Origin of the sequence: Enterobacter sp. JS8-1 (assembly GCF_049187015.1) — a bacterium.
GTDB lineage: Bacteria > Pseudomonadota > Gammaproteobacteria > Enterobacterales > Enterobacteriaceae > Enterobacter > Enterobacter mori.
Genome location: NZ_CP185805.1, coordinates 4,164,139 through 4,184,920 on the forward strand (window position 1 = coordinate 4,164,139; position 20,782 = coordinate 4,184,920).

Consider the following 20,782-nt stretch of genomic DNA (forward strand, 5'->3'; position numbering starts at 1 on the left):
ACTTAGGCAGGCATAAATAACTGAGCGGATTTTTTTAGTTATTTAATATCACATTAACAATAAACATTAAAAATAATCACATTAAAACGCCGTTTAGACCTGGTGGCATAAACGGCTTTTCTGGAACATTACTGGCTCAATGGAGCACGGTCACGGCATCTTTGAGACGCCCCGCACGGTGCTTCACCATGGCGGAGATCTGCGCGCTCTCCTCTACCAGGTCCGCATTTTTCTGGGTAATACTGTCCAGTTCGGCAACGGCCCGGGTTAACTCGGACAGCCCGGTAGCCTGTTCAGACGTGGCGTGGCTAATCTGGGCAATAAGCTGCGTGACGTTTTTCACCTGCTCAACAATGTCATCCATTGTGCGGCCTGCCGCGTGAACCTGATCGGAGCCGGACTGTACCTTACTGGCGCTGGCGTCAATCAGCTTACGGATATCGTTAGCCGCACTGGCGCTGCGGCTGGCGAGGTGACGAACCTCACCGGCCACGACCGCAAAGCCTTTGCCCTGTTCGCCTGCGCGTGCCGCTTCCACTGCCGCGTTCAGCGCCAGAATATTGGTCTGGAAAGCGATGTCATTGATAAGCGAAGTGATCGAGCCAATCCGCTGGGTGCTGTCAGCAATATCATCCATGGTTTTCACCACCGTCTGCATCGCATTTCCGCCTTTGGTCGCCGCGTTGCTGGCCGCCACGGAGAGCTTATCGACTTCGGCAGCGGTTTCTGAGTTGCTTTGTACCGAGGCGGCCATTTGATTCATCGTCGCCACGGTCTGCTGCACATTGGTGACGGTCTGACGCGTGCGGTCGTTGAGATCGTCATTCCCCTGCGCCAGCTTATCGCTGCCATCGCGCACGCTCACCACCTGGCTTGAAACATCATTGATTAACCAGCGACACATCAGCCCCAGCTGTCCGATCGCGCGCAGCGTCAGCCCCAGCTCGTCGCTGCGGTTCAGGTGCTGCACGCTGTTACGCTCACCGGTCGCGACCTTCAGCGCCTGACGCGTGACATTTTCCATCGGTCGGACAATCTGCTGCTCGAACAGCATCGTCCCGACGACCATCACGACGGCAGCAGCCACCAGCGATGGCCACCCCGCAGAGGTTAACGCCAGCGTGGCAGCCATCACCGTAAACAGCGCCGCCATGACGCTACGAACCCGCCAGCGCAGCGGCATAGCCGGTAACTTCCCGAGCCAGCCTTTGCGCACCACCAGCCCTTTATGGATACGTTTTTTACAACGGCCTTCATTGAGCGCCTTATATAAAGGCTCCACGGTCGCAATCTCTTCAGCCGTCGCTTTTGTGCGAATCGACATATAGCCGGTCATTTTTCCGTGGCGCACCATCGGCACGGCGTTCGCTCGCACCCAGTAGTGGTCGCCGTTTTTACGGCGGTTTTTGACAATCCCGCTCCACGGTTCCCCCTGTTGCAGCGTGTACCACATGTCGGCGAAGGCCGCTTTCGGCATGTCGGGGTGACGCACCATATTGTGAGGCTGTCCCATCAGTTCCTGGAGCGTATAGCCACTTACCTGCACAAAGGTGTCGTTGGCATGGGTCATGTAGCTCTGGAGATCGGTGGTAGACATAAGAGTGGTGTCACTATCCAGAGGGAATTCATTCTGGGTGACAAAGGATGGAGAGGACATGGCGGGCATTCCTTGCAGGTTATTCGAGTGTTAATTTTGTGGTTTATTGTTTTTTCGGCGGTTACAAATTTATCTTTAGTTGTTAAATCCGATCGAGATCGCAAATTTCGGGTAAACCGCACTTTCTGTACGCTTTTCTAATCGATTGATTTAAAATACTTTCGTAGAGAAATTACCTGTAAAGCATGATCTATTAACGCCCACTTAAGTGGCATCTTTCGCACCACTCCGGTGCAATTGACCCCATCCATCGCGCTCTCCCCTCCGGCCTTCATCCCATCAGGCTGGTATCGGCATGATTAAATATTGCGCAACATTATTTTAACCTGGTATTTATCCCGATTTTCGTTAAGTCCGCTGAAGTGGCGTAATCCCTGCAATACTTAACGCAGTATCATGTGATACGCGATCCCCGGGAGCACATTTTGAACAGGTTACCTTCCAGCGCCTCGGCTCTTGCCTGTACCGCGCACGCACTGAATCTCATTGAGAAGCGAACGCTCGATCATGAGGAGATGAAACAACTTAACCGAGAGGTCATCGATTACTTTAAAGAGCATGTGAATCCTGGTTTTCTTGAGTATCGCAAATCTGTTACCGCCGGCGGGGATTACGGAGCCGTAGAGTGGCAAGCGGGAAGTCTGAACACGCTTGTCGACACCCAGGGACAGGAATTTATCGATTGCCTGGGGGGTTTTGGTATTTTCAACGTGGGGCACCGTAATCCAGTTGTGGTTTCCGCCGTACAGAATCAACTTGCGAAACAACCTCTCCATAGCCAGGAACTTCTCGACCCGCTTCGCGCCATGCTCGCGAAAACGCTGGCGGCCTTAACGCCCGGCAAACTGAAGTACAGCTTCTTTAGCAACAGCGGCACGGAATCGGTCGAAGCGGCGATTAAACTCGCCAAAGCGTACCAGTCACCGCGCGGGAAATTTACCTTTATCGCCACCAGCGGCGCGTTCCACGGGAAATCCCTGGGCGCACTGTCGGCGACCGCCAAATCCACCTTCCGCAAACCGTTTATGCCGCTGCTGCCGGGCTTCCGCCACGTGCCGTTCGGTGACATTAACGCCATGCGCACCGTGCTGAGTGAATGCCGTAAAACCGGCGACGATGTGGCAGCGGTGCTCCTGGAGCCTATCCAGGGTGAAGGCGGCGTGATCTTGCCTCCGCAAGGCTATCTGCCCGCCGTGCGACAGCTGTGCGATGAGTTTGGCGCGCTGCTGATCCTCGACGAAGTGCAAACCGGCATGGGGCGCACTGGCAAGATGTTTGCCTGCGAGCATGAAAACGTTCAGCCGGACATCCTGTGCCTGGCGAAGGCGCTCGGCGGCGGCGTGATGCCAATAGGCGCGACGGTTGCGACGGAAGAGGTGTTCTCGGTGCTGTTCGACAACCCGTTCCTGCATACCACCACCTTTGGCGGCAACCCGCTGGCCTGTGCGGCGGCGCTGGCGACCATCAACGTGCTGCTGGAGCAAAACCTGCCCGCGCAGGCGGAGCAGAAAGGCGACATGCTGCTGGACGGCTTCCGCCAGTTGGGCCGGGAATATCCGGACCTTGTGCAGGAGGCGCGCGGTAAAGGGATGCTTATGGCAATCGAGTTTGTCGACAACGAAATCGGCTACAGCTTCGCGAGCGAGATGTTCCGCCAGCGGGTGCTGGTGGCCGGGACGCTCAACAACTCGAAAACCATCCGCATTGAGCCACCGCTGACGCTGACGATTGAGCAGTGTGAGCAGGTGCTGAAAGCGGCGCGCAAAGCGCTGGCAGCGCTCAGGGTCAGTGTGGAAGAGGCGTAATCAACGCCGGGTGGCGCTACGCTTACCCGGCCGACAAAATACTGCATATGTAGGCCCGGTAAGCGTAGCGCCACCGGGCTGCTTTTTAACGGTGAAACTCCGCCACCGTCATAGTGAAGCGCAGTACGCTCTCCCCTTCGTTCGCATAACCGTGCGCCGCTTCGGTTTTCGCCACCGCCGACGCGCCAGCGTTCAGCTGCGTAACCGTCTCGTCCACCGTCAGCGTCAACACGCCTTCGTTCACGTGCAGCAGCTCAAAGGTTCCCGCCGGATGCCCTGTCGAGGTGAAATACTCCCCCGGATGCATCTCCCACTGCCACAGCTCAATCATGTCCGGGCCCGCGGTGCCTGCCAGCAGCCTGGCGTAACCGCCCTGTGCGCCCTGCCACAGAACCGGGATCGCCGCTTCTTCGATAATGTGCACCAGCGGCTCGCTGGAGACATTGACGATATCCGCCACCGAGATGCCGAGCGCGGCGGCCAGCTTGCACAAAATGGCGATGCTGGGGTTGGCTGCGCCCTTTTCGATCTCCACCAGCATCCCTTTGCTGACGCTGGCGCGGCGGGACAGCTCGTCCAGCGACAGCTTTTTCTCTTTGCGCCAGCTGCGGATGCGGTTCGCCACGGCCAGGCTTACCTGGACAACATCGGCACCCTGCGCAGTCATTATATTGACTTTATCAGTCATTGGTCACTACCATGGTATAAAACAGTCAATACAGGATTATTTATGTCTCTCGTAACGCCGTCAATAGATTCGCGACTTGCCGACATTGCGCCCGGCTTTCGGGCGCTGAGCATTCTGGTTGAAGCCGCGCCGATTACCCAACCGGAGGTTGCGCCCGCCGCGCTGGCGCAGGCCTGCCAGCAGATGTTGAATGACGATGTGCCGTGGGCTGACGCACACCTTTCAGACTGGGATGAGGTGTTTAAAGCCTTTGGCGCGAAACCGAAACGCACGCCCTGTTCCGCCGCGGCCCTGCGCAAGCGGGTGCTGAAAGACGGTTCGCTGCCGTCGCTGGATCCGGTGGTGGATATCTATAACGCGGTGAGCATTCGCTATGCCATTCCGGTGGGCGGGGAAAATCTCGCGGCGTACTCGGGTGCGCCTCGCCTGACGCTGGCCGACGGCAGCGAGCCGTTTGATACCTTTAAAGAGGGCCAGCCGGTGGTGGAATACCCGGGTGCTGGCGAGGTTATCTGGCGCGACGACCTCGGCGTCACCTGCCGCCGCTGGAACTGGCGACAGGGGGTGCGTACCCGACTGGACAGCCAGGCACAATCTATGTGGTTTATTCTTGAAAGCCTGCCGTCAATGCCGCTTGCGGCACTGGAAGAAGCGGGAGAAGAGCTGGTCAACAACCTGCAGCGGCTGATGCCGGGGGCCAAGGCTCAGGTTCAACTGCTGGAACTATAAGAGGACAACACGATGTTTCGCGGATTAAGCGCCTTTCCGTTAACGCCCCTGAAAGAGGGGACATTTGACGAGCAGTCCTTCATCAATCTTCTGCGCCCCGTGGTCGACGCAGGCGTGGATTCCCTGGGCATTCTCGGCTCAACGGGAAGCTATGCCTATCTGACCGTTGAAGAGCGTGGCCGGATCGCACGCTGCGCGGTGGCGCATGCTGATGGCATTCCGGTCATCGTCAGCATTGGCGCATTACGGCTGGACGATATTCTGCGCCTGGCTGACGATGCGCAGGCGGCAGGCGTCTCCGGCGTGCTGCTGGCACCCGTGTCGTACCAGCGATTAACGGAAGACGAAGTGTTTACTCTCTATGAAACGGTGACCCGCCAGCTCTCCGTACCGCTATGCATTTACGATAATCCCGCCACGACCAGTTTTACGTTTAGCGATGAATTGTTATTTGCCGTCGCGGCCCTGCCGAATGTGGGATCCATTAAGCTTGGTCGCGTGCCGGAGGACCTCTCGCAGGTACGCGCTCGTCTTCCTGATACCGTCACGCTGGGCATCGCCGGTGACTGGCGAGCGGCCTCCGCCCTGCATGCGGGGTTTGACGTCTGGTACTCGGTGGTCGGCGGGTTGTTTCCGCAAACAGCGCTGGCGATTGCCCGTTCGAAAGAGGCGGCACTATCCGAGCGGCTGGAGCCGCTTTGGGAATTGTTCCGCCGTTACGGCAGCTTACGGGTGGTAGCGGCAGCGGCAGAAATGCTGGGGAAAGTGGAAACACCCGCGCTCCCCTTCCCGCTTCAGGCTATTCAGGGTGAGCCGCGCGAAGCGCTTGCTGCGATACTTGCGGATCTGGCGCTGGCCTGAACAATGCCGGGTGGCGCTAACGCTTACCCGGCCTACCGCACCGTCCCGCCCCGTAGGCCCGGTAAGCGCAGCGCCACCGGGCAAAGCCGCTACTCCGGCAACAACCCCACAAAACTGCGTTTCTTACGCGGCTCCGACATCAATTCCTCAAGCTTATCCACGCACGCCAGATAGTGCGGCGTTTGCTTATGCGCCAGCACTGCCTCTTCGTCTTTATAGGCCTCGTAGATAAAGAACCGGGTTTTCACCCTCGGGTCCTGCAATACGTCAAAGCGCAGATTCCCCGGCTCCTTGATTGCCCCCTCGTGGTTGGCGCGAAACACGTCCAGAAACTCGTCCACCCGCTCGGGTTTGATGTTGATCTCCACTAACGTCACATTCATTTTGCTTCTCCCTGTTTCTCTTCCTGCCAGAACTGGAACGCGTCCCGGGCGCTCATGTTCTCGTGCACCACTTTCTTCACCGCCTTCAGCATGGCGAGCGGCGCGCTGGACTGGAAGATGTTGCGTCCCATGTCCACGCCGGATGCGCCCTGGTCAATCGCGCGCCAGCACATCTCCAGCGCCTCGTGCTCCGGCAGCTTTTTGCCTCCGGCGATCACAATCGGCACCGGGCAGCTGGCGGTCACTTTTTCAAAGCCCTCGTCCACATAGTAGGTTTTGACGAACTGCGCCCCCATTTCGGCGGCGATGCGGCTGGCCAGCGAGAAATAGCGCGCGTCCCGCGCCATCTCTTTACCCACACCCGTCACCGCCAGCGTCGGCATGCCGTAGCGCGCGCCCGCATCGACCAGCTTGATGATGTTGTTGATTGACTGATGCTCAAACGGGCTTCCGATATACACCTGTGCCGCCACCGCGCAGACGTTCAGGCGCAGCGCGTCCTCCATCGCCACCGCCACGCACTCGTTCGACAGCTCGCCAAGAATCGAATTCCCCCCCGAGGCGCGCAGCACCACCGGTTTGTTCGTCGCGGCAGGTACCTGGCTCCTGAGGATGCCGCGGGTGCACATCAGCACGTCCGTTTCGCCAAACAGCGGCGCGATGGAGAGATCGATACGCTCAAGGCCGGTGGTCGGCCCCTGAAAGTAGCCGTGGTCAAAGGCCAGCATCACTGTACGGTTGCTCTGCGGATTGAAGATGCGCGAAAGCCTGGACTGCATACCCCAGTCCAGCGAGCCGCAGCCCTTCAGGGTGTAAGGCACATTCTGCTGCGGCGTGCCGATGCCAAAATCTTTGCCGTCTTTGATGTCGTCTAAATCAGCCATTTGCTCCCCCGTCAGAAATCGTATTTGCTGATGTTCTCTTTGGTGAACACCACGCGCTCCGGCAGCAGCACGATGCCGTTGCCCTTCGCCTCATACTGGTAGCCCTGCACGCTGTTCGGCTCGACCTTCAGCGCGCCGATGTCTTTTACGTCCACGCTGTCGCCGACGTTAAGATCGCCTTTTTTCAGCAGGCGATCGGCGACATTGACTGCAATTTTGCCCTGTTGTACGACATCCCACAGGCCGAAGGCTTTTACCGTGCCGCGCTCAACGTACGGACGCATCACGTTCGGCGTGCTGAAACCGACAATCGCCACCCCTTCGCGCTTCAGGTTTTCCGCCGCCTGCGCCGCTGCTGGCAGCGCGTTGGCGTCCGGGGCGATGATCGCATCCAGATCCGGATACGCTTTTAAGATCCCTTCGGCGGTTTGCAGAGATTTGGTGGCATCGTTATAGCCAAACTGGGTGGTGACGACCTGCCACTGAGGATGATCTTTCTCGATTTTGGCCTTCGCCTCTTTCACCCACTGGTTCTGGTCGGTAACGGTCGGGCTGGAGTAGAAGAACGCCACTTTAGCGTTCGGTTTGGTGACCTGTTTGCCCGCCATCTCCACCAGCAGGCCGCCGAGCTGCTCCGGCGTTCCCTGGTTGATATAGATGCTGCGGCACTCCGGTTTGGTGTCGGAATCCCAGGTCAGCACCTTGACCCCGCGCTGCATCGCGCGCTTCAGCGCCGGGCAGAGGCCGTCCGGCGACACGGCGGAGACGATAATGGCGTTATAGCCCTGGTTGACGAAGTTATTGATGAGCTGCACCTGGCCGGAGACGCTCGGCTCGGTTGGGCCGTCGTAGGTGACGTCCACGCCGAGATCTTTCCCCGCCTCTTTCGCGCCGTTGCCGCCGCTGGTGAAGAAGCCCACGCCCACCAGCTTCGGGATAAAGGCAATGCGGTCCGCCGCCTGCGCCGAGGCGAAGCTGAGGGCCATTGCCAGGACGAACAGTTTTGTTTTCATCTTACGCTCCGGATAGTTTTCTAAAGAGAGATCGCACCCATTCACGGTGCAGACTCAGCGAACGTCCCATCACCACCACAACCAGCAGCGCCCCTGACAGCGCGCTCGACACCTGGTTAGGTATGCCGACCATCTGTAAACCCTGCTGCAGGTAGCCCACCAGCAGCGCCGCCAGCGCCGTACCGACAACCGAACCTGACCCGCCGTAGATATTGGCCCCACCGAGCACGGCGGCAGTGAGCGCTGGCATCAGTAAATCGCGCCCCAGATCCGAACGCGCGGAGCCGAAATAGGAGACCATCACCAGCGCGGCAACCGCCGAGGCCACGCCCACCAGGCCGTACAGCGCATAGGGCATGCCGTTCACCGACAGCGCCGCATAGCGCGCCGCGCGAGGATTCTGGCCGATTAAAAACAGGTGACGACCAAAGCGCCCGCGATGGGTAATCAGCCAGAAGAAAAACGTAATCACCGCGAACAGCACCAGCGGGATCGGCAAGCCCAACACCGTGAGGTTAGCGAACGCGGTGAAGCTGTCCGGGAATCCGCCGATGCCCTCGTAGCCCGTCGCCCCCGCCATGCCGGAGAGCAGCAGCGCGCCGCCGCCGTAGAGATAGAGGGTGCCGAGAGTGATAACCAACGGGCTGATGCCGGTATAGTGAATAAGCGCGGCATTAAATAATCCGCACAGCAGGCCGAGCAGCAGCGTCAATGGAACGGCGAACGCCATCGGCCACCCCGCCTGCATCATGACGCCCAGCGCAATGGCACACAGGCCGATGGTCGAGCCGAGGGAGATGTCGATCCCGCCGCTGATAATCACCAGCGTGAGCGGCAGCGCCACAATGCCAATACAAATGAAGTCGCTGGTGCTGAACAGCAGCATGTTGATATCAAGCATGCGCGGGTTGATGGCGCCAAAGAGCAGGATCTCCAGCACCAGTAAAATGAGCAGCGCGCTTTCCCAGTTAAGCCTCATTTACGCCACCTCTTTTTTGCGTTTTGGAAAAGGGGTGACGTGCTTTCCCCCTCTGTTGCCCGGCTGGAAGCGGCCATACTTCAGCGCCCGCTGGTGGCGCGCCAGCGCCTGGCGCAGGCGCCCGTCGAGCACCAGCACGCCCAGCAGCACCAGCCCGGCGATAAAGTCGTTCCACCACGCCGGGAGCCTGAACAGCACCAGCACGGTATCGATTTGCGTCAGGAAGAAGGCGCCGAGCAGCGCGCCCACCAGCGTGCCCGTGCCGCCCAGCAGCGAAATGCCGCCGAGCACGCAGGCGGCGATGGCCTTCATCTCCAGCCCGCTGCCGGTCTGGTTCGGCACAAAGCCAATCTGCGCGGCAAAGACAATTCCGGCGCAGGCGGCCAGCATGCCGTTCAGGGTAAAGGCAATCATGCGGGTGCGGTTCACCGCCACGCCCAGCTGGCGCGCGGCGGCGAGGTTATCCCCCACCGCGTAGAAATCACGCCCGAACGCGGTACGCGACAGCGTCCATGCGCCAACGACGGCGATAATTAATACCAGCATGCCGAGCGGCGATATGCCGATGGCGGCAGGCTCAGAGAGGGATTTCAGCGCTGGCGGTAGTCCTTCAATCCACTTCCCGCCCGTCCAGAGCAGCATCGCCCCGCGGTACAACCCCAGCGTGCCGAGGGTGGCGACAATCGCCGGAATGCGCAGCCCCACCACCAGAAACCCGTTGAACGCCCCGGCCAGCGCGCCAGTCGACAGCGCGAAGAGAATGGAAACCGGCAGGCTGTAGCCGCTGTTCAGCGCCACACCCACGGCGATGGCGGACAGCCCCACGGTGGAGCCAACGGACACGTCGATATTGCGGGTCAGCATCACAAGCGCGGCACCGATGGCCAGCAGGATCAGGATCTGCGCGCTGGCGAAGATCATCCCCAGCGTCTGCAGGCTGAAGTAAGACGGGTTCAGCGCCACCAGCACGGCGAACAGCGCCAGAATGGCGAGAAACGCGCTCAGCTCGCGGTTTTTGAGTAAGGTCTTCATGATTGCCCTCCGAACGCCAGCGCCATCATCTTGTCGATGCTGACGGCGTGACGCGGCAGCTCGCCGCTGAGCACGCCCTGATGCATCACCAGCACCCGGTCCGCAAGGCCCGGGAACTCGTCGAGATCGCTTGAGATCATCAGCACCGCCACGTTCTGCGCCGCCACGCTTTTTATCAGCTGGTAGATGTCGGCGCGCGCCGAGACGTCCACCCCGCGCGTCGGTTCATCGACGATCAGCAGTAAAGGGTTGGCCTCCAGGCAGCGCGCCAGCAGCACCTTCTGCTGGTTGCCGCCGGAGAGCGTGCGTACGGTTTGATCCGCATGGTTAAGCTTGATCCCCAGCGCCCGATGGTAACGCTCCACCACCGCAGACTCCCGCTTGCGCTGCTGCCAGAGAGACGGCTCGTTCAGCGCCACGGTGTTCCAGCGGATTGGCGCGTCGAGGAACAGGCCGGACACCAGCCTGTCTTCCGGCAGGTAGACCAGCCCTTTTTCCAGGCGTGAACTTACCGGATCGCCGGTAATCTCCTGGTTCTCCAGCCAGACGCGGCCGCCGCGCACGGGCCGCAGACCGTAGAGCGTTTCCGCAAACTCGGTGCGCCCGGATCCCACCAGCCCGGCCAGGCCGACGATCTCCCCGGCGTAGATCTCAAGACTGAGATCGATAAACCCCTCCCCGGTGAGCTCGTCCACCCGCAGCACCGGGAAATCCTGCGGCTGGGTGCGGCGGTTGCCCGGCAGCGCCAGCCACAGCTTCTGCGTATCGCTGAGAGATTTATCGCGGCTTACCGGCGTCATGGCGGCGATCAGGGCGCTGTCGTCAAACTGCGCGGTTTCGCCGCTCAGCACGACCGCACCGTCGCGCATCACCGAGACGTGGCTCGCCAACTGGCGAATTTCCGGCAGCTTATGCGAGATAAAAACAATCCCGACGCCGAGTGTCTGCAGGGCGCGGATCTGGCGAAACAGCCGCTCGGTTTCGCCCGGCGTGAGGGAGGCCGTGGGTTCGTCGAGGATCAGGATCCTGGCGTTGCGCATCAGGCCGCGCAGGATCTCCACCATCTGCTGATCCGCCACTTCCAGGGTGCTGGCGGCGGCGTCGAGGTTAAGCGGGCACTGCAGCTGCTGGAGTTTCTCCGCCAGCCGCGTTTCCCGATCGCGTTCGCGCGGCAGGCGGAACAGGATGTTTTCCCGCACCGTCAGGTTGGGGAACAGCAGCGGCTCCTGCGGCACCAGGTAAATGCCTAACCTGTGCGCCTGCACGGGCGTGAGCCGCGCATATGACTGCCCCTCGACAGAAAGTTCACCGCTGTCCGGCGTTTCCACCCCGGCGATGATCTTCATCAGCGTCGATTTTCCCGCGCCGTTCCCGCCCATCAGGGCGTGCACCTGGCCCGCAAGCAGCGTGAAATCAATGCCTTTCAGAACCGGCACCCCTGAGAACTGCTTGCTGATATTTCGCGCGTCGAGAAGTGGTGTCATCATCGCTCCGCTATTGAACAAATGATTTTTAAATTTAATAATGTTCAAAAGCGTAGACGGTGAACTATATTTACAACCGTGCAGGGATCACAGTTTTATCGATTGAGATACAGATAAACCAGAAACGATCTAAAAGATCCGTTTTGTCGCGTGGCTCACATTTTCCCTTCGCGCCATCACGAACATATGATCTAAATTTTTATAAGAGTTCAACTATGAGCGATAAACGCACTGCGGAAGAAGGACGTTTTGCCGGGCTGGCACTGGCGGAAGAAGAGCTGGTGGCGCGCGTGGCCTGGTGCTACTACCACGACGGGCTGACCCAAAACGACATCGGCGAGCGACTCGGGCTGCCGCGCCTGAAGATCTCCCGCCTGCTAGAGAAGGGCCGTCAGTCCGGGGTGATCCGCGTGCAGATCAACTCCCGCTACGAGGGCTGCCTGGCGCTGGAAACCGAGCTCCAGCAGCGCTTTGGCCTGAAGCTGGTGCGCGTGATGCCCGCCCTGAATACCCCGCCGATGAACGTGCGGTTAGGCATTGGCGCGGCGCAGTCGCTGATGGGCGTGCTGGAGCCCGGCCAGCTGCTGGCGGTGGGGTTTGGTGAAACCACCATGAGCAGCCTGCAGCACCTGAGCGGCTTTATCAGCTCGCAGCAGATCCGCCTGGTGACGCTCTCCGGCGGCGTGGGGCCGTATATGACCGGTATCGGCCAGCTGGACGCGGCCTGCAGCGTCAGCATGATCCCCGCCCCGCTTCGCGTGTCATCTGCCGAGGTGGCCGGGATCTTAAAGCGTGAAACCAGCGTGCGGGACGTGATCCTCGCCGCCACCGCTGCCGACGTGGCGGTGGTCGGGATTGGTTCGGTGAACCAGCGACGCGATGCCACGATACTGCGCTCCGGCTATATCAGCGAAGGTGAACAGCTGATGTACGCCCGCAAAGGGGCGGTCGGCGACATTCTCGGCTATTTCCTCAATGCCGAGGGCGAGTGCGTTGAAGAGCTGGAGATCCACAAAGAACTGCTGGGCGTCACGCTCGATGAACTGGCGCAGCTGCCCACCATCGTCGGCGTGGCCGGAGGAGAAGAGAAAGCCGATGCGATTTATGCCGCACTGAAGGGCCGCCGTATCAATGGCCTGGTGACGGAGGAGACGACAGCCCGCGCGGTGCTGGCCCTGACGTAACGGGGTTGCCCTGCGCTAACAACGAGGCAAGCTCATGAGTTACCTTTTAGCGTTAGATGCAGGGACAGGCAGCGTTCGCGCCGTGATTTTCGATTTACAGGGCAACCAGATTGCCGTCGGTCAGGCCGAGTGGAAGCACCTGAGCGTGGAGAACGTGCCGGGGTCGATGGAGTTCGACCTGGAGACCAACTGGCGGCTGGCCTGCCAGTGTATTTATCAGGCGCTGGAACGTGCGCACCTGAACGCGGCGGATATTCAGTCCGTCGCCTGCTGCTCGATGCGCGAAGGGATAGTGCTGTATGACCGCAACGGCGAGGCCATCTGGGCCTGCGCCAACGTCGACGCCCGCGCCAGCCGCGAGGTGGCCGAACTCAAAGAGATCCACGACGACCGTTTTGAATCCGAAGTGTATGACGTTTCCGGCCAGACGCTGGCGCTGAGCGCCATGCCGCGCCTGCTGTGGCTGGCACACCATCGCCCGGATATTTACCGCAAGGCCGCCACCATCACCATGATCAGCGACTGGCTGGCGGCGAAGCTCTCGGGCGAGCTGGCGGTCGACCCGTCTAACGCGGGCACCACCGGCATGCTGGATCTCTTCTCTCGCGACTGGCGGCCGGCACTGCTCGACATGGCCGGCCTGCGCGCCGATATCCTCTCCCCGGTGAAAGAGACCGGCACCGTGCTGGGCGCTATCACCAAAGAGGCCGCGCAGCAGAGCGGCCTGCGCGAAGGCACCCCGGTGGTGATGGGCGGCGGCGACGTGCAGCTGGGCTGTCTGGGGCTGGGCGTGGTTCGCGCCGGACAAACCGCGGTGCTGGGCGGTACCTTCTGGCAGCAGGTCGTAAACCTGCCGCAGGTGCGCACCGACCCTGACATGAACATCCGCGTGAACCCGCACGTTATCCCCGGCATGGCGCAGGCGGAGTCGATCAGCTTCTTTACCGGGCTGACCATGCGCTGGTTCCGCGACGCCTTCTGCGCCGAGGAAAAGCTGATTGCCGAACGGATGGGGATCGACACCTATTCCCTGCTCGAAGAGATGGCGAGCCGCGTGCCGGCGGGCTCCCACGGGGTGATGCCGATCTTCTCCGACGCGATGCATTTTAAGCAGTGGTACCACGCCGCGCCGTCGTTTATTAACCTCTCCATCGACCCGGAAAAGTGCAACAAAGCGACGCTGTTCCGCGCCCTGGAGGAGAATGCAGCGATCGTCTCGGCCTGCAACCTGGCGCAAATTTCGCGCTTCTCCGGCGTGACGTTTGAGAGCCTGGTGTTTGCAGGCGGCGGGTCCAAAGGGGCGTTGTGGAGTCAAATTTTAAGCGACGTCACCGGGCTGCCGGTGCGCGTGCCGGAGGTGAAAGAGGCAACAGCGCTCGGCTGCGCAATTGCGGCAGGCGCGGGCGCGGGGCTGTTTGCGGATATGGCCTCGACGGGCGAGCGGCTGGTGAAGTGGAGCCGCGAGTTCACGCCGAACCCGCAGCACCGCGAGCTGTACGACGGGATGATGCAGAAGTGGCAGGCGGTGTACGCCGACCAGCTGGGGCTGGTGGACAGCGGGCTGACGACATCGATGTGGCAGGCGCCGGGGCTGGTGCGGGCATCCCCCTAAGGGAGAGGGAGATTAAGTCCCCTCTCCCTGTGGGAGAGGGTTAGGGTGAGGGCATCAGGCCACACCAATATTTGAATCCCATCACAATCACTGCATTCCCCTTTTCCCTTTTACTTCGTGCTGGCTAAATTAGTAACTCATCCGACCACATAACAATAATTTTACACTGGAAGAGACTATGAGCCGCTACCCGTCGTTATTCGCCCCCCTCGATCTGGGGTTCACCACACTCAAAAACCGCGTGCTGATGGGCTCAATGCACACCGGGCTGGAGGAGCATCCGGACGGGGCCGAGCGTCTGGCGGCCTTCTATGCCGAGCGCGCCCGTCACGGGGTGGCGCTGATTGTCACCGGCGGCGTGGCCCCGGCGCCTTCCGGCGTGGGCATGGAGGGCGGCGCGGTCCTGAACGATGCGTCACAGCTGGCGCACCACCGCATTGTGACCGACGCGGTACACCGCGAGGGCGGTAAAATCGCCCTGCAAATCCTGCACACCGGACGCTACAGCTATCAGCCGAACCTGGTCGCGCCGTCGGCTCTTCAGGCGCCGATTAACCGCTTTAAACCTCACGCTCTCACCCACGACGAGATCCTGGCATTGATTGACGACTTCGCCCGCTGCGCGGCGCTGGCGCGCGAGGCGGGCTACGACGGCGTTGAGGTGATGGGCTCAGAAGGCTACCTGATTAACGAGTTCCTCGCCGCCCGCACCAACCAGCGCGACGACGAATGGGGCGGCGACTATGCCCGCCGCATGCGTTTTGCCGTGGAGGTCGTGCGCGCCGTACGCGAACGTGCGGGCGCTGATTTTATTATTGTTTTCCGCCTGTCGATGCTCGATCTGGTAGAGGGCGGCGGCACCTTCGACGAAACCGTCCAGCTGGCGCAGGCGATTGAAGCCGCTGGCGCCACCATTATCAACACCGGCATAGGCTGGCACGAGGCGCGCATCCCGACCATCGCCACGCCGGTACCGCGCGCGGCGTTCAGCTGGGTGACGCGCAGGCTGAAAGGCAAAGTATCTGTTCCGCTGGTCACCACTAACCGCATTAACGATCCGCAGGTGGCGGACGATGTGATTTCGCGAGGCGACGCCGATATGGTGTCGATGGCGCGTCCGTTCCTGGCGGATGCCGAACTGCTGTCGAAAGCGCAAAGCGGCCGTGCGGATGAAATCAACACCTGCATCGGCTGTAACCAGGCCTGTCTGGATCAGATCTTCGTCGGCAAGGTCACCTCTTGCCTGGTTAACCCGCGCGCCTGTCACGAAACCAAAATGCCGATCGTTCCGGCGCAAAACAAAAAACGCCTGGCCGTGGTGGGCGCAGGCCCGGCAGGGCTGGCGTTTGCCGTGAATGCCGCTTCCCGCGGGCACAACGTGACGCTGTTTGATGCGCTGGCGGAGATTGGCGGCCAGTTTAATATCGCCAAACAGATCCCCGGCAAAGAGGAGTTCTATGAAACGCTGCGCTACTACCGCCGGATGATCGAGCTTACAGGCATCGATCTGCGGCTTAACCAGTTTGTCAACGCGGCGGATCTGATCGGTTTCGACGAGGTGATCCTGGCGAGCGGGATCGTACCGCGCATGCCGGCGATCGAGGGTATCGATCATCCGAAGGTATTGAGCTATCTGGATGTATTGCGTGACAAAACGCCGGTTGGCGAGAAGGTGGCGATTATCGGCTGCGGCGGGATCGGCTTTGATACCGCCATGTACTTAAGCCAGCCGGGCGAGGCCACCAGCCAGAACATTGCCGAGTTTTGCGTGGAATGGGGTATCGACACCAGCCTGAGCCAGTCCGGCGGGCTACGCCCGGAAGGGCCGCAACTGCCGAAAAGCCCGCGCCAGATCGTGATGCTCCAGCGTAAAGCCAGCAAGCCGGGCGAAGGGCTGGGCAAAACCACGGGCTGGATCCACCGCGCCACCCTGCTCTCACGCGGGGTGAAGATGATCCCGTCGGTCAGCTACCAGAAGATCGACGACGAGGGGCTGCACGTCACGATCGGCGGCGAACCGCAGCTGCTGCGTGTGGATCATGTCATTTTATGTGCCGGGCAGGAGCCGAAGCGCGATCTGGCGGATCCGCTGCGCGAAGCCGGTAAAACGGTGCATTTGATTGGCGGGTGCGACGTGGCGATGGAGCTGGACGCGCGGCGGGCAATTGCGCAGGGGACGAAGTTAGCTCTGGCGATCTAGGGCATTGCCGGGCGGCAGGGTAAAAGCAAAACGGCAACCCAGTTGCCGTTTTTAGTGTTTGCGCCCTCTCCCTGTGGGAGAGGGTTGGGGTGAGGGCATCAGGCCGCACATAACAATCTTAACGACGACGCCCCAGCTTCACCGCCTTCAGCACCACGAACTTGTTATTGGTCGCAATGGTGACGCAGTTGCCGAAAATCTTCTTCAGCTTGTGGAAATAGTCCAGGTGGCGGTTCGCCACGATGTACAGCTCGCCGTTGATTTTCAGGCAGCGGCGCGCGTGGTGGAACATCTCCCACGCGACGTTATCCGTCAGGGCGTGCTTCTGGTGGAACGGCGGGTTGCAGAACACCGCGTTGAAGCGGAACGGCTCTACGCCCGACAGCGCGTTGTTGATCATAAACTCGCAGCGATCCAGCGCTTCCGGCATGTTGGTTTCCACGTTCAGACGGCTGGAGGCCACCGCCATCGGCGACTCGTCGCTGAACACCACGCTGGCGTCCGGGTTCTTCGCCAGCAGCGTCAGGCCAATCACGCCGTTACCGCAGCCCAGATCGACAATCTCACCTTCCAGATTTTCCGGCAGGTGTTCCATGAAGAAACGCGCGCCGATATCCAGCCCGGTGCGGGAGAAAACGTTCGCATGGTTGTGGATGGTCCAGTCGGTGCCTTCCAGTTTCCAGCTCAGCGTCTCCGGCGCGTCGGCCAGTTCCGGCGCGCTGAAGGTGCAGTTGATCAGGCGCGCTTTTTTCCACGCCAGCGTGGTGGTGGTTGGGCCGAGGACCTTCTCAAACAGCTCCAGCGTCGAGGTGTGAATATCGCGCGCTTTGGCACCCGCGATAATGCGGGTTTCTGGCGTGACGACCTTACGCAGCGCGCGCAGCTGCTGCTCCAGCAGCGCCATGGTTTTTGGCACCTTAATCAGCACTACGCCCGGCGCCTGCGGGTAATCCGCGGTGCTGTCGAGGAACTTGACGCTGGACTCTTCGATGTCGTTATGACGCAGGTTTTCACGCGTCGCCAGCTCGCTCAGGTAGGAATCGCCGATGCTGTATGGCGTGTGCTCCGCCAGGGCGCAGCCCAGCGCGCCAAACGCGTCATTCAGGATCAAAACCGGGCCGCGGATTTCAGTCTCATCCAACTGCTGCAGCAGATATTCATCTGCCGCTTCCCACGCCATGAGCGGGTTGACGTCGTCCGTTTCCGGGAAACGTTTAAGGTTGAGTGAACGGAAACCGTTGTCTAAGTGGCTCATCGGCCCTCCTGAATGGTAAAATTTCGGCGTTATCCCTGAAAAGGGTGCGTGAGTATACCCGTTTTCAACTTATTTTGGGGTTTTGATGAACCAGCTGACTTATCTCCAGGGCTACCCGGAGCATCTGCTTTCCCAGGTACGCACGTTAATTGCCGAGCAAAAACTGGGGGCGGTGCTGGAAAAACGCTACCCCGGCACGCACGATTTCGCGACCGATAAAGCCCTCTGGCAGTATACGCAGGATCTGAAAAGCCGTTATCTGAAGAGCGCGCCGCCGATCAACAAGGTGATGTACGACAACAAGATCCACGTGCTGAAAAACGCGCTCGGCCTGCACACCGCCATCTCCCGCGTGCAGGGCGGCAAGCTGAAGGCGAAGGCCGAAATCCGCGTCGCGACGGTTTTCCGTAACGCACCGGAAGCCTTTCTGCGGATGATCGTCGTCCATGAGCTGGCGCATCTGAAAGAGAAAGAGCACGACAAAGCGTTCTATTCCCTGTGCTGCCACATGGAGCCGCAGTACCACCAGCTGGAGTTTGATACCCGGCTATGGCTTACGCATTTATCGTTAAATAGTAATGCGGAATAGCGCACGCGAATTGTCATGATGACGTGCTACAGTGGCTAAAGGTTCCCCGCTACGGAGTACGTAAACGTTTATGATACGTTTCGCAGTCATTGGAACGAACTGGATCACGCGCCAGTTCGTCGACGCCGCCCACGAAACCGGCAAATATAAGCTTACCGCGGTCTATTCCCGCAGCCTCGAGCAGGCGCAGAGTTTTGCTAACGACTACCTCGTTGAGCATCTCTTCACCTCGCTCGACGAGATGGCGCAAAGCGACGCCATTGACGCGGTCTATATCGCCAGCCCGAACTCCCTGCACTTCCCGCAAACGAAGCTGTTCCTCAGCCATAAAAAGCATGTGATTTGCGAGAAGCCGCTGGCATCGAATATTCAGGAAGTGGAAGCGGCCATTGCGCTTGCCCGCGAAAACCAGGTGGTGCTGTTCGAAGCGTTTAAAACCGCCAGCCTGCCGAATTTCCTGCTGCTGCAGCAGTCCCTGCCGAAAATTGGCAAAGTGCGTAAAGCCTTTATCAACTACTGCCAGTACTCGTCGCGCTACCAGCGCTACCTGGACGGCGAGAACCCGAACACCTTTAACCCGGCCTTTTCTAACGGTTCGATTATGGATATCGGCTTCTACTGCCTGGCCTCTGCCGTGGCCCTGTGGGGCGAGCCGCATGGCGTGACGGCCACCGCCAGCCTGCTGGAGAGCGGCGTGGATGCGCACGGTTTAGTGGTGCTGGACTACGGCGATTTCAGCGTCACGCTGCAGCACTCCAAGGTGAGCGATTCCGTGCTGCCGAGCGAAATTCAGGGCGAAGCGGGCTCGCTGGTTATCGAGAAGATCTCCGAGTGCCAGAAGGTGAGCTTTGTGCCGCGCGGCGGTAAAGCGCAGGAGCTGACGCAGCCTCAGCATATTAACACTATGCTCTATGAGGCAGAGGTCTTCGCCCGTGTGGTGGAAGACAACGAAGTGAATCACCCGGGCCTCGCGGTGAGCCGCACCACGGCGAAACTGCAAACGGAGATCCGCCGTCAGACCGGCGTGGTGTTTCCGGCAGACGACGTGAGCGCGGAAGCTATCGCGTAAAACTGTGTAATGAAACCGTGCAGACCATTGACGAAACCAATGGTCTGACATATTTTGTTACCTGCAAAGGGGAGTAACTTCTTCGTCGGTGGATCGTCATTACGATGCGTTAAACACGCATCCGGTCGCCGGGCAACCCTCGTGGTTGTAAGTGAGACCTTGCCGGAAGGCGAGGTCTATGCATAAAAAGCTAACGGCTATCGTCTTCTGACCATGGCCGTTTTTGTTTTTTATGTGTAAGGAAAATAGTATGCATTCTGTCGGCACTCCAATGCTGTGGGGCGGATTCGCGGTTGTCGTGCTCATCATGCTGGCGATCGACCTCTTTTTGCAGGGTCGTCGCGGCGAGCACGGCATGAGCGTTAAGCAGGCCGCCGTCTGGTCACTGGTGTGGGTTAGCCTCTCACTCCTTTTCTGCGCCGCCTTCTGGTGGTATCTGGCCTCGACCGAAGGCCGCGCGGTAGCCGATCCTCAGGCGCTCGCCTTCCTCACCGGCTATCTGATTGAAAAAGCCCTGGCGGTCGATAACGTCTTCGTCTGGCTGATGCTGTTCAGCTATTTTGCCGTGCCTGCAGCCCTGCAGCGCCGCGTGCTGGTCTACGGCGTGCTGGGTGCCATTGTCCTGCGTACCATCATGATCTTCGCCGGCAGCTGGCTGATCACCCAGTTCGAATGGCTGCTGTATGTATTCGGCGCGTTCTTGCTGTTCACCGGGGTCAAAATGGCGCTGGCGAAAGAAGACGATACCGGTATCGGCGATAAGCCGCTGGTGAAGTGGATCCGCGGCCATCTGCGCATGACCGACAAGATCGAAAGCGAGCACTTCTTCGTGCGCAAGAACGGTCTGCTGTTTGCCACCCCGCTGCTGCTGGTGCTGATTCTGGTCGAGCTGAGCGACGTGATTTTTGCCGTAGACAGCATCCCGGCTATTTTCGCGGTGACCACCGACCCGTTCATCGTCCTGACCTCAAACCTGTTTGCGATCCTCGGCCTGCGTGCGATGTACTTCCTGCTGGCGGGCGCGGCGGAACGCTTCTCGATGCTGAAGTATGGTCTGTCGGTGATCCTGGTGTTTATCGGTATCAAGATGCTGATCGTCGATTTCTACCACATCCCGATCGCCATTTCGCTCGGCGTGGTGTTCGGCATTCTGATCGTGACGCTGATTATCAATACCTGGGTTAACCGCCAGCACGATAAGAAGCAGCAGGTAGAGTAATTCCCTCACCCCGGCCCTCTCCCATAGGGAGAGGGTGAACACACTTTTGTAACGCAGCAGTTAAAAAATATGATGCACTACGTAAAATCCAGCATTTTACGCTTCCCTCCTTTCGTGCATTCCCTATACTCGACCAGGC

The 20,782-nt window shown here is 59.9% G+C and carries 18 protein-coding genes; 9 read left to right on the forward strand and 9 right to left on the reverse strand.

Annotated elements, in window-relative coordinates:
* Positions 1-136 precede the first annotated feature (136 nt).
* Positions 137-1,657 carry a methyl-accepting chemotaxis protein gene (locus ACOQH0_RS19825; RefSeq protein ID WP_421511068.1) on the reverse strand — a complete coding sequence of 507 codons (1,521 nt, stop codon included), beginning with the start codon at positions 1,655-1,657 and terminating at the stop codon, positions 137-139.
* 425 nt (positions 1,658-2,082) lie between these two features.
* Between ACOQH0_RS19825 and ygjG the strand changes: the two genes are divergently transcribed.
* Positions 2,083-3,462: a putrescine aminotransferase gene (ygjG, locus tag ACOQH0_RS19830; RefSeq protein WP_421511069.1), complete on the forward strand. Its 1,380-nt coding sequence runs from the start codon at positions 2,083-2,085 to the stop codon at positions 3,460-3,462.
* Positions 3,463-3,547: 85 nt separating this feature from the next.
* On the opposite strand, the gene ACOQH0_RS19835 is transcribed toward ygjG, so the two are convergent.
* Positions 3,548-4,150 (reverse strand): helix-turn-helix domain-containing protein, encoded by a 603-nt coding sequence (locus ACOQH0_RS19835; RefSeq protein WP_256458850.1) that lies wholly within the window; start codon positions 4,148-4,150, stop codon positions 3,548-3,550.
* A 42-nt stretch (positions 4,151-4,192) separates the two neighbouring features.
* On the opposite strand from ACOQH0_RS19835, the gene ACOQH0_RS19840 reads away from it, so the two are divergent.
* Positions 4,193-4,879, forward strand: a complete 687-nt coding sequence (locus ACOQH0_RS19840) for a B3/4 domain-containing protein (protein WP_421511070.1) — start codon at positions 4,193-4,195, stop codon at positions 4,877-4,879.
* 12 nt (positions 4,880-4,891) lie between these two features.
* Complete coding sequence (locus ACOQH0_RS19845; protein WP_421511071.1) at positions 4,892-5,740, forward strand: dihydrodipicolinate synthase family protein; 849 nt, start codon at positions 4,892-4,894, stop codon at positions 5,738-5,740.
* Positions 5,741-5,829: 89 nt separating this feature from the next.
* Here ACOQH0_RS19845 and lsrG read toward each other — a convergent pair whose 3' ends face one another.
* Genes lsrG through lsrA form a run of 6 tightly spaced genes read right to left on the reverse strand, consistent with a single transcriptional unit; the run spans position 5,830 to position 11,515 of the window.
* A complete protein-coding gene (lsrG, locus tag ACOQH0_RS19850; protein WP_010435840.1) occupies positions 5,830-6,123 on the reverse strand; it encodes a (4S)-4-hydroxy-5-phosphonooxypentane-2,3-dione isomerase in 294 nt (97 codons plus the stop codon).
* Positions 6,120-7,007 carry a 3-hydroxy-5-phosphonooxypentane-2,4-dione thiolase gene (gene lsrF / locus ACOQH0_RS19855; RefSeq protein WP_421511072.1) on the reverse strand — a complete coding sequence of 296 codons (888 nt, stop codon included), beginning with the start codon at positions 7,005-7,007 and terminating at the stop codon, positions 6,120-6,122. The genes lsrG and lsrF overlap by 4 nt, the downstream gene beginning before the upstream one ends.
* 11 nt (positions 7,008-7,018) lie before the next feature.
* Positions 7,019-8,020: an autoinducer 2 ABC transporter substrate-binding protein LsrB gene (gene lsrB, locus ACOQH0_RS19860; RefSeq protein ID WP_042715406.1), complete on the reverse strand. Its 1,002-nt coding sequence runs from the start codon at positions 8,018-8,020 to the stop codon at positions 7,019-7,021.
* A 1-nt stretch (position 8,021) separates the two neighbouring features.
* A complete protein-coding gene (gene lsrD / locus ACOQH0_RS19865) occupies positions 8,022-8,999 on the reverse strand; it encodes an autoinducer 2 ABC transporter permease LsrD (protein ID WP_108416165.1) in 978 nt (325 codons plus the stop codon).
* Entirely contained in the window at positions 9,000-10,031 is a 1,032-nt protein-coding gene (gene lsrC / locus ACOQH0_RS19870; protein WP_100166482.1) for an autoinducer 2 ABC transporter permease LsrC, read from the reverse strand.
* The gene (gene lsrA / locus ACOQH0_RS19875; RefSeq protein ID WP_421512380.1) at positions 10,028-11,515 is read right to left on the reverse strand and encodes an autoinducer 2 ABC transporter ATP-binding protein LsrA; all 1,488 of its coding nucleotides are present in this window, start codon (positions 11,513-11,515) and stop codon (positions 10,028-10,030) included. Before lsrA ends, lsrC begins: the two co-directional genes overlap by 4 nt.
* Before the next feature lie 215 nt (positions 11,516-11,730).
* Between lsrA and lsrR the strand changes: the two genes are divergently transcribed.
* The 3 genes from lsrR (at position 11,731) to ACOQH0_RS19890 (ending at position 16,511) form a co-directional block, all read left to right on the forward strand.
* Positions 11,731-12,699 carry a transcriptional regulator LsrR gene (gene lsrR / locus ACOQH0_RS19880; RefSeq protein ID WP_010435856.1) on the forward strand — a complete coding sequence of 323 codons (969 nt, stop codon included), beginning with the start codon at positions 11,731-11,733 and terminating at the stop codon, positions 12,697-12,699.
* A gap of 34 nt (positions 12,700-12,733) precedes the next feature.
* Entirely contained in the window at positions 12,734-14,311 is a 1,578-nt protein-coding gene (lsrK, locus tag ACOQH0_RS19885) for an autoinducer-2 kinase (protein WP_421511073.1), read from the forward strand.
* Between the two features lie 178 nt (positions 14,312-14,489).
* Entirely contained in the window at positions 14,490-16,511 is a 2,022-nt protein-coding gene (locus tag ACOQH0_RS19890; RefSeq protein WP_421511074.1) for an FAD-dependent oxidoreductase, read from the forward strand.
* Between the two features lie 118 nt (positions 16,512-16,629).
* Here ACOQH0_RS19890 and rlmG read toward each other — a convergent pair whose 3' ends face one another.
* Entirely contained in the window at positions 16,630-17,766 is a 1,137-nt protein-coding gene (gene rlmG, locus ACOQH0_RS19895) for a 23S rRNA (guanine(1835)-N(2))-methyltransferase RlmG (RefSeq protein WP_023333530.1), read from the reverse strand.
* Positions 17,767-17,851: 85 nt separating this feature from the next.
* On the opposite strand from rlmG, the gene ACOQH0_RS19900 reads away from it, so the two are divergent.
* From ACOQH0_RS19900 to ACOQH0_RS19910, 3 genes are all read left to right on the forward strand, one after another.
* Positions 17,852-18,355 (forward strand): YgjP-like metallopeptidase domain-containing protein, encoded by a 504-nt coding sequence (locus ACOQH0_RS19900; protein ID WP_010435864.1) that lies wholly within the window; start codon positions 17,852-17,854, stop codon positions 18,353-18,355.
* Between the two features lie 70 nt (positions 18,356-18,425).
* Positions 18,426-19,424, forward strand: coding sequence for a Gfo/Idh/MocA family protein (locus ACOQH0_RS19905; RefSeq protein WP_421511075.1), 999 nt, complete (start codon positions 18,426-18,428; stop codon positions 19,422-19,424).
* Between the two features lie 250 nt (positions 19,425-19,674).
* A complete protein-coding gene (locus ACOQH0_RS19910) occupies positions 19,675-20,643 on the forward strand; it encodes a TerC family protein (RefSeq protein ID WP_221552834.1) in 969 nt (322 codons plus the stop codon).
* Positions 20,644-20,782 lie beyond the last annotated feature (139 nt).

What these genes read in the sequence shown, in the direction of transcription:
- ACOQH0_RS19825 (WP_421511068.1), bottom strand. Translation starts at nt 1,657, where the DNA reads ATGTCCTCTCCATCCTTTGTCACCCAGAATGAATTCCCTCTGGATAGT.
- ACOQH0_RS19835 (WP_256458850.1), bottom strand. Translation starts at nt 4,150, where the DNA reads ATGACTGATAAAGTCAATATAATGACTGCGCAGGGTGCCGATGTTGTC.
- ACOQH0_RS19840 (WP_421511070.1), top strand. Translation starts at nt 4,193, where the DNA reads ATGTCTCTCGTAACGCCGTCAATAGATTCGCGACTTGCCGACATTGCG.
- ACOQH0_RS19845 (WP_421511071.1), top strand. Translation starts at nt 4,892, where the DNA reads ATGTTTCGCGGATTAAGCGCCTTTCCGTTAACGCCCCTGAAAGAGGGG.
- lsrG (WP_010435840.1), bottom strand. Translation starts at nt 6,123, where the DNA reads ATGAATGTGACGTTAGTGGAGATCAACATCAAACCCGAGCGGGTGGAC.
- lsrF (WP_421511072.1), bottom strand. Translation starts at nt 7,007, where the DNA reads ATGGCTGATTTAGACGACATCAAAGACGGCAAAGATTTTGGCATCGGC.
- lsrB (WP_042715406.1), bottom strand. Translation starts at nt 8,020, where the DNA reads ATGAAAACAAAACTGTTCGTCCTGGCAATGGCCCTCAGCTTCGCCTCG.
- lsrD (WP_108416165.1), bottom strand. Translation starts at nt 8,999, where the DNA reads ATGAGGCTTAACTGGGAAAGCGCGCTGCTCATTTTACTGGTGCTGGAG.
- lsrC (WP_100166482.1), bottom strand. Translation starts at nt 10,031, where the DNA reads ATGAAGACCTTACTCAAAAACCGCGAGCTGAGCGCGTTTCTCGCCATT.
- lsrA (WP_421512380.1), bottom strand. Translation starts at nt 11,515, where the DNA reads ATGACACCACTTCTCGACGCGCGAAATATCAGCAAGCAGTTCTCAGGG.
- lsrR (WP_010435856.1), top strand. Translation starts at nt 11,731, where the DNA reads ATGAGCGATAAACGCACTGCGGAAGAAGGACGTTTTGCCGGGCTGGCA.
- lsrK (WP_421511073.1), top strand. Translation starts at nt 12,734, where the DNA reads ATGAGTTACCTTTTAGCGTTAGATGCAGGGACAGGCAGCGTTCGCGCC.
- ACOQH0_RS19890 (WP_421511074.1), top strand. Translation starts at nt 14,490, where the DNA reads ATGAGCCGCTACCCGTCGTTATTCGCCCCCCTCGATCTGGGGTTCACC.
- rlmG (WP_023333530.1), bottom strand. Translation starts at nt 17,766, where the DNA reads ATGAGCCACTTAGACAACGGTTTCCGTTCACTCAACCTTAAACGTTTC.
- ACOQH0_RS19900 (WP_010435864.1), top strand. Translation starts at nt 17,852, where the DNA reads ATGAACCAGCTGACTTATCTCCAGGGCTACCCGGAGCATCTGCTTTCC.
- ACOQH0_RS19905 (WP_421511075.1), top strand. Translation starts at nt 18,426, where the DNA reads ATGATACGTTTCGCAGTCATTGGAACGAACTGGATCACGCGCCAGTTC.
- ACOQH0_RS19910 (WP_221552834.1), top strand. Translation starts at nt 19,675, where the DNA reads ATGCATTCTGTCGGCACTCCAATGCTGTGGGGCGGATTCGCGGTTGTC.